The sequence below is a fragment of the Lelliottia sp. CFBP8978 genome (assembly GCF_034046055.2).
GTDB lineage: Bacteria > Pseudomonadota > Gammaproteobacteria > Enterobacterales > Enterobacteriaceae > Enterobacter.
Genome location: NZ_CM188253.1, coordinates 2,008,587 through 2,022,694, shown reverse-complemented (window position 1 = coordinate 2,022,694; position 14,108 = coordinate 2,008,587). Strand labels below are relative to the sequence as shown.

General features: G+C 54.1%; 6 protein-coding genes and 3 pseudogenes. 4 read left to right on the top strand and 5 right to left on the bottom strand.

What is annotated here, in order from left to right; genetic code table 11:
- Nucleotides 1–310 precede the first annotated feature (310 nt).
- The 3 genes and pseudogenes from SOM82_RS09495 to SOM82_RS09485 all read right to left on the bottom strand — a co-directional run.
- Nucleotides 311–478, bottom strand: a pseudogene (locus SOM82_RS09495) (DNA polymerase V subunit UmuC); the annotation flags it as partial.
- Nucleotides 438–587 (bottom strand): annotated as a pseudogene (locus SOM82_RS09490) (transposase); the annotation flags it as partial. The pseudogenes SOM82_RS09495 and SOM82_RS09490, both read right to left, overlap by 41 nt.
- A 78-nt stretch (nucleotides 588–665) precedes the next feature.
- Nucleotides 666–2,018 (bottom strand): YncE family protein, encoded by a 1,353-nt coding sequence (locus SOM82_RS09485; RefSeq protein ID WP_320459392.1) that lies wholly within the window; start codon nucleotides 2,016–2,018, stop codon nucleotides 666–668.
- A gap of 504 nt (nucleotides 2,019–2,522) precedes the next feature.
- Between SOM82_RS09485 and SOM82_RS09480 the strand changes: the two genes are divergently transcribed.
- Together SOM82_RS09480 and umuC are read left to right on the top strand one after the other, a co-directional pair.
- Entirely contained in the window at nucleotides 2,523–2,867 is a 345-nt protein-coding gene (locus tag SOM82_RS09480) for a S24 family peptidase (protein WP_320459391.1), read from the top strand.
- A 2-nt stretch (nucleotides 2,868–2,869) separates the two neighbouring features.
- Entirely contained in the window at nucleotides 2,870–4,132 is a 1,263-nt protein-coding gene (umuC, locus tag SOM82_RS09475) for a translesion error-prone DNA polymerase V subunit UmuC (protein WP_320459390.1), read from the top strand.
- 226 nt (nucleotides 4,133–4,358) lie between these two features.
- Here umuC and SOM82_RS09470 read toward each other — a convergent pair.
- Together SOM82_RS09470 and umuD are read right to left on the bottom strand one after the other, a co-directional pair.
- Nucleotides 4,359–4,466, bottom strand: a pseudogene (locus tag SOM82_RS09470) (Y-family DNA polymerase); the annotation flags it as partial.
- A 2-nt stretch (nucleotides 4,467–4,468) separates the two neighbouring features.
- Nucleotides 4,469–4,888: a translesion error-prone DNA polymerase V autoproteolytic subunit gene (umuD, locus tag SOM82_RS09465; RefSeq protein WP_320459389.1), complete on the bottom strand. Its 420-nt coding sequence runs from the start codon at nucleotides 4,886–4,888 to the stop codon at nucleotides 4,469–4,471.
- 303 nt (nucleotides 4,889–5,191) lie between these two features.
- Here umuD and SOM82_RS09460 point away from each other — a divergent pair, with 303 nt between their 5' ends.
- Together SOM82_RS09460 and SOM82_RS09455 are read left to right on the top strand one after the other, a co-directional pair.
- Entirely contained in the window at nucleotides 5,192–5,356 is a 165-nt protein-coding gene (locus SOM82_RS09460; RefSeq protein ID WP_320459388.1) for a YnfU family zinc-binding protein, read from the top strand.
- Nucleotides 5,357–5,513: 157 nt separating this feature from the next.
- Nucleotides 5,514–14,096 (top strand): GH36-type glycosyl hydrolase domain-containing protein, encoded by an 8,583-nt coding sequence (locus SOM82_RS09455; RefSeq protein ID WP_320459387.1) that lies wholly within the window; start codon nucleotides 5,514–5,516, stop codon nucleotides 14,094–14,096.
- Nucleotides 14,097–14,108: the final 12 nt, after the last annotated feature.

The following is a 14,108-nucleotide window of genomic DNA, read 5'->3' as shown; positions in this document are numbered from 1 at the left end:
CGCTGCCCCTCATAAGCAGGTGGCAGCGCCTGATTACTACACCAACTAGAATGGTAGATGGCAGTAAAAATAACTGGTCTTCACCATACCGATCTGGGCTGTGCGGATATTGATTTATATTAACTTTCACCCAACTGGTGTGATATGAATTGAAAGTTGTGTGACAACTTTCAAAAAGCGGTCAGCAGGTTGGTGGCTACCCGAACGATTTGCTTATGAATATTGGCCGAATGTGTAGCCTCTTTTGCATGGTGGCGATTACCGATTTTACCGTGCAACGGGCAGGCCAGAATAACGGATAGTGTAAGCGGGTGATCGCATCTCGCGATGCCTGGTTCCCATAGTCAATCTCATTATCTTCATGGGGACTGGTGCGCAGAAAGGCACTGACAAAAGCGCAGAATGGATGTTCGCTGCGCAGTTTGTCTGCCGCTCGCTCGGCGCAGATAGCCTGGTGCATCTGACTGTTCTTTGTTACTGGAAGAGTCCGCCCCGTACTTCTTTATCCAGTCGTAAAGACTGTGAGTGTTGATATCGAGACGTGTTGCAACGCTGGAAACAGAATGGCCACGATCAACAACCTGTTTTTACTGCTCATGTACGCCTCTCTTTCAGCCATCTTAAATGACTCTGAGGTGTCTGATAAATCTGTGGCGATTCAGCCGTTATTTTTGGGGGGTGATTTTCGTCACTGAGCCTGTTTGAGCTTTATCTCCGGTCGTACCATACATAGACACCAGATAAACGGCACCATCAGGCGCGGCGGTCAGGTGGTTTGGCGTATCATCCATCGGGATATTAGCGACCAGTTTGCCGTCCTTGTTCAGAACAGCAACGGTTCCGCCTGCACGCGTGGCGGCGAAAACCTGCGACGTCACAGGATCCCAGACGACAGATACCCCCCCGGCACCAATGTAAGTATCCGCGAGAACCTTACCGTCCGCATCAAGAACCACGACGTTGTTCGTCTCCTGGGAAACGACGTAAAGACGGCCAGTCTCCGGATCGCGAGCGATGTCAGTTGCGCCTTGCGCCTGAGGTATTTTCACCGTCGTACTCTTGCCCGTTTTGAGATCAATCCAGCCCACCCAAGGTGTATCGCGGCTGACGCCGTAGAGTTTCCCACCGGCACTGTCGAGGGCAAGGTCTGTACTGTAAAACGGGTCGCGGCCGCGGTTCGTCACGAACTCCATCTGACCGATATGTTCCAGCGTTTTTGTATCATATACCTCGATAAAACCGGTCAGCGCTGCGCTGACATAAGCCCGATTGTGGGCTTCATCAATGATCACGTCGCGTGGATGTACGACCGCCCCCTCCGGAAAGACTTTCACGACGGAAAGGTTTTTTGCGTCATAGACGGTCACCGTCTCGGCAAGCGTGTTCGTCGTCCAGACATGATTATTGACATTATCAACACCGACCCCGAAGACACCAATCTGCTCACCCTTTTTGTCTTTAGGCAGCGTAGCCTCCGCTTCGACAGCCAGCGTTCCTGCGTTCAGTCTCATCAGGCGGCTACCCTCCTTCGGGCCGCGTGCGGAGGTCACGAACAGCTTCCCGTCGGCCGAAACTGCCGACTGGTAAGCCCGCTCACCGACGGGAATTGTTTGCAGCCTGAAAGCCTCAGTATTTTTCGGGGGAACAACCTGGGACAATTTCAACATGACCTGCGAAACACTCGCGGGATTTTGCGTGACAACAGTGAGTGGATGAAGGCCTGTTGCGGCATCGGTCGGAACGGTTAGCGGAATAGTCAGGTTTCCCTTCTCGTCGGCGGTCAGTGGTTTCGGTGTCAGGACTTCAGCACCATTGAGCATGGTGACAGTCGCGCCCGCCTGAAGACTCTTAATCGTTATAACCGTTTTATCTCCGGGCTTAACAGGAACGTCCCGTGACCCGGCACGGATACTGCCAGGAAAGGTCGTGGTGGCGGTAGCCCACTGGCTATCGGCGTATGCCGTTGACATCGCAATGGCCGAGGCCAACAGCACTAAACGGATCGAAATTCTTCTCATCTTATCTCCATAAATTGTATTGATACTGCATCTCAACGCAGCCACACGTTATTCCCCATGCGATGAGTCTTACCTTCCGCCATGAGAAATATGTCTTTTTATAAGCGCATTAAACATACCACGTCGATGTAAATAATTATCATTACTATTTTGAGTGGCATTTTAAATGCGGGGCGTTTGATGTATTGCGTGTGAACTCGCTGGAGATTTTCCAGTAAGGGAGGTGGCATTGTGCCAGAAGCGGAAGCTACAGCATGTCAGGTCAGGTATCAGAAGGCAGGATAAAGCTTGTCAGTAACGCTAACCTTTGCTCGCCGGCAGACATTGAACGGCGCGGTTTTTTGCAAAAATACCCGGAATGGCACGTCTTGCTTCTGAGCAAGAAACCGATGGTTTAAATTATCAGCCACTTCAAGCGCTTCCAGAGATCGCTTGACAAGATTCTTGATCCCTCTTCATATTAAGTAGTACTGTATATAAATACAGTTAAACAGGATCGACATCATGCAGTTCACCCGACCACCTGAGATTGCTTCTCCGATCATGCTCCCTCTCTTCTCTGAGAGAGTACCCTGTGGCTTTCCTGGCCCTGCGCAGGAGTATGTTGAGGACAGGCTCGATCTCAACACATTATTGATAAAACATTCGAGTGCGACTTATTTCATAAAAGTTAGTGGCGAGTCTATGCATGATGCCGTCTCAGGTGAATTCACTGTAAAAAAACTTCGCACTCGTCCTGTTGTACAGTTAGTACCTCACAATCATGATGATGACCCCATTTCATCTCAACATGTAGATGAACCAGAATTATTTGGGGTGGTAGTCTTTAGTATTAAAGCACATAAATAATTATGTTTGCCCTCGTCGATGTAAATAGTTTTTACACGTCTTGCGAGACGGTCTTTCGCCCAGATTTAAAAGGAAAACCTATTGTCGTCGTTTCTAATAACGATGGCTGCATTATTTCTCGCTCAGAAGAAGCAAAGTCCCTTGGTATAAAAATGGGGGAGCCTTTTTTTAAAATAAAAAATAACACATACAGTTCCAGGATTCATGTATTTAGCTCTAATTATGCACTTTATGCCGACCTCAGTGAGCGCGTTATGCAGACGCTGACTGAAATGAGTCCTTCCATCGAAATTTATTCAATCGATGAAGCCTTTGTTAATTTATCGGGAGTGATAAATTGCATGCCCTTAAGTCACTTCGGTCATGAAATGAGAAATAAAGTATTTAAAAATACAGGTTTAACTGTGGGAGTTGGTATTGCGCAAACAAAAACATTAGCAAAATTAGCTAACCATGCAGCCAAGAAATGGCGTGGCACTGGTGGCGTTGTCGACCTATCAAATATTGATCGTCAGCGCAGATTACTGGCACTTATCTCGGTTGAGGATGTCTGGGGCATCGGTCGGAGAATCAGTAAAAGACTTAATTCAATGGGTATTAATACAGCACTTGACCTGGCTGAAAGCTCATTGTGGGTAATCAGGAAGCACTTCAATGTTGTGCTTGAAAGAACCGTTCGAGAACTTCGTGGTGAGCAATGTCTTGAACTGGAAGAATTTTCACCAACAAAACAACAGATCATCTGCAGTAGATCCTTTGGCAATCGCATAACTCAGTACTCAGATATGCACCAGGCCATTTGTGCCTATGCTGAGCGGGCGTCAGAAAAACTACGCAGTGAGCGCCAATTCTGCCGTTTCGTTAGTGTTTTTATTCGAACCAGTCCACACGCAGATAATGAAATATACTATGGGAATCAAGCTTCCATGAAGCTATTGACTCCGTCTAATGATACCCGTGACATTATAACTTCAGCCACGAATTCCCTGGGGAAGATATGGATTGATGGCCATCGATATATGAAGGCTGGTGTTATGCTGGCTGATTTTTTCAGTAATGGAGTGGCTCAGCTAAATCTATTTGATGACAATACCCCAAGAAAAAATAGCGCAGCTTTAATGGAGACTATCGATAAGCTGAATAACTCTGGAAAAGGAAAGATCTGGTTTGCAGGTCAAGGCATCGAAAAAACCTGGGCAATGAAGCGTGAGATGCTTTCTCCCGCTTATACAACCCGATATTCAGACTTACCTGTTGCGAAGTGAAATTATTTTGTTCTGTTCCCTGTGATTAATGACGCCATAAGGATGTGCCAAAGGAAAGATTATGCCGACTGAACTGGCTTCCATCGGCTCCAATGAGCAATGGAAAGCCCTCAGGAGCAGCCAGCCAGATTCAGGTCTTTTGTTGCAAATACAAGCCTCATATCACGCCTCAGACCATCAGTAATAAGTAATGTGAACAGCACAGGATTAATTAACGTTTCTCACCATTCAGATCGTTGCTGGAGACCACCACCACGGGTTTGCCTTTTATATCCGGGCGGAACACCGTTTCACAAGACGTATAAAAGCTGTTGACGTCGGCTAATGCAAACATCGTCATTTATGTGACTTCACTGAAAATGTCACCACACCAAATATTTCCAGCTCTTCAGCATTCTGAAAGGTGATGGGCGAGTAGTTGTGATTGTGCGGGACTAACTGCAAATACGGATGCGTGCGCAGTTCCTTCACCGTAAACTCACCGGCCACGGCGGCAATGACAATATCTCCATGGCGGGCCGACAATGACCGATCCACAACCAGAAGATCGCCGTCGCCAATGCCAGCGCCCGTCATAGACTCTCCGCTCACTTTAATAAAATACGTGGCACCAGGATGGGCTATCAGGAGCGTATTAAGATTAATCCTCTCTTCAACATAGTCCTGAGCCGGGCTGGGAAAGCCACCGGGTACCCGCTCAGTAAAAAGTGGCAGGGAGACCGGTGGGACACTCTCTGTAGGAAGGATGAATTGCATGATACTGCACCTCTGTAACTGTGTTTATATACAGTATCTAAAATTAACGGCGAAGATCAACAGGTCACGTGCGGCTTAATCTGAACACATTGAAGTCAGAAGAGATTTAGTTTTTCAGGGAGCACGCCAGGGTATTGTGTACGATGATTCTCCGCCAACACAACACACGCGAAAGCATCCCCTCTGGCGATGATCTGCAGAAATTTTGTCGCGATCGTGCCGCTAATTCCCGCTAAAATTCATCGGATACTTATTAACCACTTCGTGATAGGATGAAGCTCATTCATTGAAAGGTTCATCCTCATGTCTCTTATCGATTATGCAATGAAGCTTATCGGTGGTGCATCGACCACCACTGTCACCTGCCCTGTTTGTGGCCAACGGTCATCTCACCCCACCTCTAAAATTCGGCTGAAGCAGGCCATGCTGTGCCCTGGCTGTAAGGCGTTGTTCGTTACACCGCGCTGATCTCTGTCGCGCGCCCCGCCAAAATATCGGTGTTCTATACTTAAGAAAGATACCAGCAGCTGTTAAATCCCTGATGCCCCACACCCATCCTGAGAGAACGTTTCTGATCTGATTTCGCAACTGCTCCTGCGCGTTCATGTCGCACCAGAGCAATTCTATGAATATGAATCTTAAAAAGTGGCGGAGCCGCTCCCGTTCACTGCCGCCGACACCCGAGCTGTTACCGCCGCTTCAGGCCAGCGAATCCTCGGTTGAAAACAGTTTTAAAGCAGAGCTGTTTTCGACCGCTCAGATGGAGCGCTACGGGCAAAAGCTGGCGCGTTCGCATAAATTGTCCCCTGACAAATTGCCCTATTACCTGCTTAAACGTCTCGATAATAATGAAGCGGTAATAACGCAAAACTGCTACGTGCTCAATGCCGGCAAAAAAGCGAGCATTATGCCCGCCGGTGAGTGGTTGCTGGATAACTACTACCTGATTGAAGAGCAGATCCGCATCGTTCGCCAGCACCTGCCAAAGAACTTCGGCAAAGGCCTTCCGGCACTGACATCGCCGCATTGCTGTCCACGGATTTATGATATCGCCGCCGAAGCCATTGCTCACGGAGACGGACGCTGGGACGCCACGAACCTCACCAGCTATATCACCGCCTATCAACGGGAGACACCGCTGACGCTGGGAGAGGTGTGGGCGCTACCCGGCATGCTGCGGCTGGCGTTAATTGAGAATCTGCGTCGGGTCAGTATCGACGTCGTCAAAGCCCAGCAGGAGCGAAATCTGGCCGATAGCTGGGTCACCCGGATTTTTGAATGTGCGGAAAATACCCCTGCCGATTTAATCATGGTGATCGCCGATATGGCGCGGTCTCGCCCGCCGCTGAGCAGCGCCTTTGTAGCTGAACTGGTGCGCCGTCTGCAGGGGCGCGGCACTATGCTGGCGCTGCCGCTGACCTGGATTGAACAGCGTCTGACCGAACAGGGCGTCACAACCGATATTCTCATTCACCGTTTCAATCAACAGCTGGCCGCCAGCCAACTGTCGGTAAGCAACAGCATCGCCGGTTTGCGGTTACTGAGTGAGACCAACTGGGCTGATTTCGCCGAAGCCATGAGCGTGGTGGAACAGACGTTGCGTGGTGATCCCGCAGGAATTTACCCGTTGATGCACTTTGATACGCGCGATCATTATCGTCACGTCATTGAGGTGCTGGCCCGGGATAGCCACTTTAGCGAGCCCGAAGTGGCCCAGCGCGTGCTGACGCTTGCCCTGCAATCGGCCCCCGACACGCCCGGCGCCCATATTGGTTATTATCTGATGGGTGAAGGACGTCAGCAGCTGGAAGTGCTGTTGTCGGCTGATGCCTCACGTCTCATCCGCCTGCGGCACAGTTTCAACCAGATCCCGCTGGTTTCCTGGCTTGGCAGCCTGAGTCTGCTGACCACCGCGACAACCGCCGGGATCTTGCACGCCACGGGGCAACAGGGAATGGGCTGGCTGCTGATACTGCTCGCGATACCGCTGATTGTGGCGATCAGTCAGCTGATGAGCGACCTGCTGAGTGAGGCAACCACCCGTTTTCGCACTCCGCGCCCGCTGCCGCGGATGGATTTTTCGACCGGGATCCCACCGGCAGCCGCGACCATGGTCGTCATTCCCTGTCTGCTCACCCATCGTGAAAGCATCAGCAAACTGATTACCAGCCTTGAAGTTTGCTGGCTGGGTAATCAGAACGATCATCTCTGTTTTGCGCTGTTAACCGACTTTGCGGATTCGGTGCAGGAAGACAGGCCGGAACACCGCGAGCTCCTCGAACGGGTCATTTCACAAACCCAGGATCTCAACCGACGCCATCCGGCCAGCCGTCCGCGTTTTTATCTGCTCCACCGCGCACCAGAGTGGAACTCGACTCAGGGCGAGTGGATGGGGTATGAGCGTAAACGCGGTAAACTGGCGTTGCTCAACAGCTGGTTGCGCCATCCCGCAACACAGTTTTCGACCGTCGCCGATATGCCTGCCGACCAGCTCCCGGTGGGTATTAAATACGTCATTACCCTCGACAGCGATACCCTGCTGCCGCGTGACACCGCGCACAAGCTGGTTGCCACCATGGCGCACCCGCTCAACCGGCCAGAGTACGATCCTGTGCGTCAGCGAGTGGTGAAGGGCTACGGAATTTTACAGCCGGGGCTGGCAGAGGAGATGCCTCGCAACGGGCAAGGGCGCTACGCCGCCATGCGCAGCGGTATTGCGGGGAATAATCCGTATTCGATGATGTCCTCGGATATCTATCAGGATCTCTTTGGCGAAGGGTCGTTTGTCGGTAAAGGGATTTACGATGTCGATATGTTTGTCCTCGCCACGCAAAATACCTGTCCCGAAAATCTGGTCCTCAGCCATGATTTACTGGAAGGATGTTATGCGCGATCGGGACTGTTGAGCGAAGTCTTACTCTACGAACAGTATCCGAATAATTATCTGTCAGACGTCGCGCGCCGCACCCGGTGGATCCGCGGCGACTGGCAGCTATTGAACTGGCTCAAACCGCGGGTCCGCAGAGCAGATGGCTCAGACGGTAAAAACCCGTTATCCGCCCTCTCTTACTGGAAATTATTCGATAACCTGCGCCGCAGCCTGGTGGCGCCGTCCCTGATGGCGCTCCTGTTTTGCACGCTGCTGTGGGTGCCCAATCCCGCTTACTGGCTGGGCGTTCTGGCGCTGGTATGGCTATTGCCAACCGTGCTGGCCGTCGCCTACGATCTTCTCAATAAACCGACCCGGCGCCCCATCGGGCAGCATCTGCTGCTGGTGGTTGCCAGTGCCCTGAAGCGACTTTCCCGCGTCGGGCTGAATGTGATGACCCTGCCGCATGAGGCCGGATACTCGCTGTACGCCATTGCCGTGACGCTATGGCGTCTGGGATTCAGCCAGCGCAACCTTAACCAGTGGGCCAGCTACAGTCCTGATAATGACCAGGCAAAAACCTCGCCGATCCGCTTTTACCGGGCGATGTGGGTGAATATCGCCAGCGGGGTGGCATTAAACGTGCTGACCGCGCATTACGCGCCGCTATTTTCAGTTATCGCGTTACCCGTCAGCATCGTGTGGTGCCTGGCACCGCTTCTGCTGAGCTGGATGAGCCGTCAGCCCGCCCATCACACGTTTTCGCCCAACAAAGAACAGAAACAGCTGTTGCGTCAGACGAGCCGCGAAATCTGGGCATTTTTTGAGACCTTTGCCACCGCCAAAGAAAACTGGCTGCCACCGGACAACTATCAGGAAATACCGCAGCGGGTCGTCGCACACCGCACCTCTCCCACCAATATCGGCCTCTCGCTGATGGCTAACCTGACAGCCTGGGATTTTGGCTATATTCCGTCTGGCGAAGTGTTACAGCGCGTGACGCTCACCCTCGATTCGCTGGATAAAATGGAGCACTTCCGGGGCCATTTGTATAACTGGTATGACACCCTCACCCTCGCCCCGCTCAGCCCGCGCTATGTCTCAAGCGTCGACAGCGGCAATATGGCAGGGCATTTATTGACCCTGCGCGAAGGGCTGTCAGCCATGCGCCATCAGCCGGTATTAAACAGCGCCCAGGTGCTGGCCGGACTGAACGATACGCTCAGTATTCTGGAAAAATACTGGGGGCAGAATGCGCCGACGGGGTTGCGGCTTTTGCGCAAGCACTGTATTAACGCCAGCGCACTCTCCCCGGCGCAGCTGTTTATTGAACTGAAACAGATGCGAACCCAAAGCAACCATCTGTATACCTTATGCGATCACGAGGACAAACGGGCTCTGCGCTGGATCGCCCATCTCCAGCACCAGCTGGTCCTGCTGTGTAATGAATGGTCGCATCTGCTTGGCTGGTTAACCGCGGCTTATGATGCGCCAGAACTGCCGTCGTTGAGCGCGATTGCCCGGGAGACCTATCGCGGCGAAGGCACGCCTCCGGCATCTGCGATTGCGCAGGCACGCCAGCGACTTAACATCATCACCGAACTGGAGCAGCGGCTGAACGCACATGCGCGGATGGATTTCACGTTCCTGTACAGCGAGGTGACCAGCCTGCTCAGCATTGGCTATAACTGCGACAGCAATATGCTGGATAAAAGCCACTACGACCTGCTGCCATCCGAAATTCGCCTCACCAGTTTTGTTGCCATCGCAACGAACCAGCTGCCACTGAAAAGCTGGTACGCGCTGGGAAGACTGTTCACTACTATTGATAACGAAACCGCGCTGATGTCCTGGAGTGGGTCGATGTTTGAATATCTGATGCCTAACCTTGTCATGCCCACCTGGCCCGGTAGTCTGCTGGATGAGATGAGCCAGTCGGCAGTCATGCGACAGATCCACTGGGGGAAAGAACGCGGCGTACCGTGGGGCGTATCCGAGTCCGGCTATCACGCCTTTGATGTACAGCAAAATTATCAGTATCAGGCGTTTGGTGTGCCCGGTCTCGGCCTGCGTCGCGGGCTGGCGGACGATATGGTGGTGGCCCCATACGCCACGCTGCTGGCGCTGATGATTTCTCCGCAAAAAGCCTGCGATAACCTGATACGGCTCGAAAAAAACGGTGCGCACGGTGAGTATGGTTTTTACGAAGCGCTGGACTATACGCCGTCGCGCCTGGCCACCGGCCAGTTATACGCCGTGGTGCAGTCGTGGATGGCCCACCATCAGGGCATGGCATTTCAGGCGCTGGCTCATGTGTTGCTTGACGCCCCCATGACAGACCGGTTCATGGCCAGTACGGCCTTCCAGTCCGCAAGCCTGCTGCTGCAGGAACGTGTGCCTGATGCCGTCGATCTCTACAGCCCGCGCCGTCATTTTGAGTCTCATGAAGGGAGAGTGAAACCGGTTCACTACGAACCGCGTGTTTTCACCGGTGCAGACAGCCCGACTCCGGAGGTTCAGCTGCTGTCTAACAGCCATTACCACCTGATGATGACCCATACCGGCGGCGGTTATAGCCGCTGGAACGATCTTGCCCTCACCCGCTGGCACAGCGATACCACCAGCGACAACTGGGGCGCATTCTGCTATATCAGCGATCCCCTCACGGGTGAAGTCTGGAGCAATACCTGGCAGCCCATGGGAGAGGCCGACAGCAATGACGAAGTGATATTTACCGATGCGGGCGCGGAATTCAAACGCACCCTCGGCTCGCTGAACGTCAAAACCCAGGTTGTGGTCTCGCCTGAAGACGATATTGAATTGCGGCGGGTCACCCTGCTGCATCGTGGCCGTCAGCCGCGCACCATCGAACTGACCACTTACGCTGAAGTGGTGCTGGCTCCGGCCTCCAGCGATCGGGCGCACCCGACCTTCAGCAATTTGTTTATTCAGACGGAGCTTATTCCCGCGCAGAATGCCATTTTGTGCCACCGCCGTCCGCGAGCGCCGGGCGCACAGAACCTCTGGCTGTTCCACATGCTGGTGGTGCACGGCGATAGCCAGAAGAATGTCTCGTTTGAAACCGATCGGGCGAAATTCCTCGGGCGCGGCAAGCGTCCGGCAGACGCGCTGGCGGCCGGTAAAAGCGGGCCACTGAGCAACACCTCGGGATCGGTGCTGGATCCGATGCTGGCGATCCGCCAGCCGATCACCCTGCAACCGGGACAGCCGGTAACCATAGATATCGTTTATGGCATCAGTGAAAATCGTCAGCGCAGCCTGGCGCTGCTGGAAAAATATCGCGATCACCCTATCGCCGATCGCGTCTTTGAGCTCGCCTGGTCACACAGCCTGGTGGTGTTACGCCAGATTAACGCCAATGAAGACGACGCCGCGCTGTTTAACCGGCTTGCCAGCGCGATTCTTTATCCTTGTCAGGAGTTGCGCGCCGAGAGCCAGATCATCAGCCGCAACCGTCGCGGTCAGTCCGGCCTCTGGGGCTGGGCGATTTCCGGCGATCTGCCCATTGTGCTGCTCAGCATCACCAGCGAGGAGAGCATTTTATCCATCACCACGCTTATCCAGGCGCACCGCTACTGGCGGCTAAAAGGACTGGCGGTGGATCTGGTGATCCTCAATGACAGCCCCGGCGGCTATCAGCAGACGCTGCAAAACCAGATTATGGATCTGATTTATGCCTGGTCTGAAGCCAGCCTGCTGGATAAATCGGGCGGGATCTTTGTCCGTAACAGTGAGCATCTCTCCGCCGAGGATAAACTGCTTTTGCTGAGCGTGGCGCATCTGTGTCTTGATGACCGGGCCGGTGGACTGAATGAACAACTCGACCAGCGCATTCACACCTTAAAAACGGTACCGAGACCGTTTATTGCGCACGTTGGCGCCGGGGAAAATCAACATATTCCCTGGAAGCCGGATACCGATCAGCTTCTCCATTTCAATGGTCACGGCGGTTTTTCTCAGGATGGACGGGAGTACCAGATTGTACTGCGGGAAAACGAGCCGACGCCCGCCCCGTGGGCCAACGTGCTGGCAAATCCGGTCTTTGGCAGCGTGATCTCGGAAGCCGGACAGGCCTATAGCTGGTATGAGAATGCCCATGAATATCGCATAACGCCATGGGAAAACGATCCCGTCAGCGATCGCAGCGGAGAGGCGTTTTATCTGCGTGACGAAGAGAGCGGCGCGTGCTGGTCGCCCACGACGTTACCGGTGCGCGGCCAGGGAGATTATCTCTCCCGTCATGGTTTTGGCTACAGCGTCTTTGCTCACCGTGAAAGCGGCATAGACAGCGAACTGACGGTGCTGGTCGCCGAACAGGCGCCAGTGAAGCTCGCGATCCTGACGCTCAGTAACACCTCCGGGCGCACGCGTAAGCTCTCGGTGACGGGATATGTAGAGTGGACGCTCGGCGAGTCACGTACATCATCGGCTCTGCACGTCGTCACCCATGCGGCCAGCGTCGCAGGCGGCTGCGGCGTGATGGCAAATAACTTTTACGGCAGCCACGGGAGCGGACGCACCGCCTTCTTTGCTGTCACGGGGGCGCACTGTTCGCTGACCGGCGACCGCCGCGAATTTCTCGGTCGCAACGGTTCCCTTCAACAACCGGCGGCGATGCATTTGCGCTGGCTGTCTGATAAAACGGGCGCCGGACTTGATCCCTGCGGGGCGGTACAGTCTGCGGCCACGCTGATTGATGGCGATCAGAAGACGTTTATTTTCGTGCTGGGCACCGGCGACGATCCGGCTCAGGCCCACGCGACGCTAATGCATTATCTGAACGAAGATGTCGCCCGCGAAGAGCTGAATAACGTTCATCGCTACTGGCACAAAATGCTCGATAAAATCGTCGTTAGCACACCTGACAGCAGCGTTAATTTGCTGGTGAACGGCTGGCTGCTCTATCAAACGACGGCATGTCGCCTGATGGCGCGCAGCGGTTACTATCAGTCCGGCGGTGCGTTCGGTTTCCGCGATCAGCTGCAGGACACGCTAGCGCTGAGTCACGCAGCACCGGACCGCCTGCGCGGCCAGATAGTGCTGTGCGCCTCGCGGCAGTTTATCGAGGGTGACGTCCAGCACTGGTGGCATCCTCCGCACGGCAACGGCGTGCGCACGCGCTGCTCGGATGATTATCTCTGGCTGCCGCTGGCCGTCTGTCACTATGTGGAAATCACCGGCGACAGGCACATACTTGAACAGCGTATTCCGTATCTGGAAGGCCGCCTGCTCCAGCCTGGCGAAGAATCCGTCTACGATACGCCAGTGGTCAGCGCAGTCGAAGAGACGCTGTGGCAGCACTGTGTGCGAGCCATTCAGCATGGCCTGCAGTTTGGGGGGCATGGTCTGCCGCTGATGGGCGCGGGTGACTGGAATGACGGGATGAACCTGGTGGGTATCGAAGGCAAAGGCGAAAGCGTCTGGCTGGGCTTCTTCCTGTACGACATTTTGCATCGCTTCGCCGCCCTTGCCGAACAGCATCAGGACGGCAATACCGCGTTGCTGTGCCGAACGGAAGCGTCACGTTTGCAGAAAAGTCTTGAGGCTTCCGCCTGGGATGGCGAATGGTACCGACGTGGATATTTTGACGATGGGACCCCGCTGGGTGCAAAAGCGTCTCAGGACTGTCGGATTGATGCCATTGCGCAAAGCTGGTCTGTGCTGTCCGGTGCGGCCAGCGAGGCGCGCAGCACCCGCGCCATGCAGTCACTGGATAAACTGCTGGTAGATAACGATGCCGGGCTGATTAAGCTACTCACACCGCCGTTCGATGGACACGGACCTAATCCGGGCTACATTCAGGGCTATCTGCCGGGGGTGCGAGAAAATGGCGGTCAGTATACGCATGGCGCAATCTGGGCGGTAATGGCCTTTGCCCGGATGGGTCACACGGAGCGCGCATGGCAGCTGTGGTCGATGATCAATCCGATAAACCACACGCTCAACGCCGGTGACGTGGCGCGATATAAAACGGAGCCGTATGTCATGAGTGCGGATGTTTACAGCGTTGAGCCTCATATAGGGCGCGGAGGATGGAGCTGGTATACCGGCTCCGCAGGCTGGGCATATCGCCTGCTGACAGAGGAGCTGCTGGGGATTAAACGTTACGCAGAGGTGTTAACCCTCCACGCCCAGTTACCGCAGGGCTGGCCGTCTGTCTGCATGACGTATCTGCATGGCCACAGCCAGTACGCCATCACGGTTACCGGTGGCGCAGAGGAGTACAGCGTGTTACTGGATGGCGTCGGACTACCCGACGACAAAATCCCGCTTATTGACGACGGACAACCCCATACGGTTGAGATCGTACAGCGCTAGCAGAGCCTGACC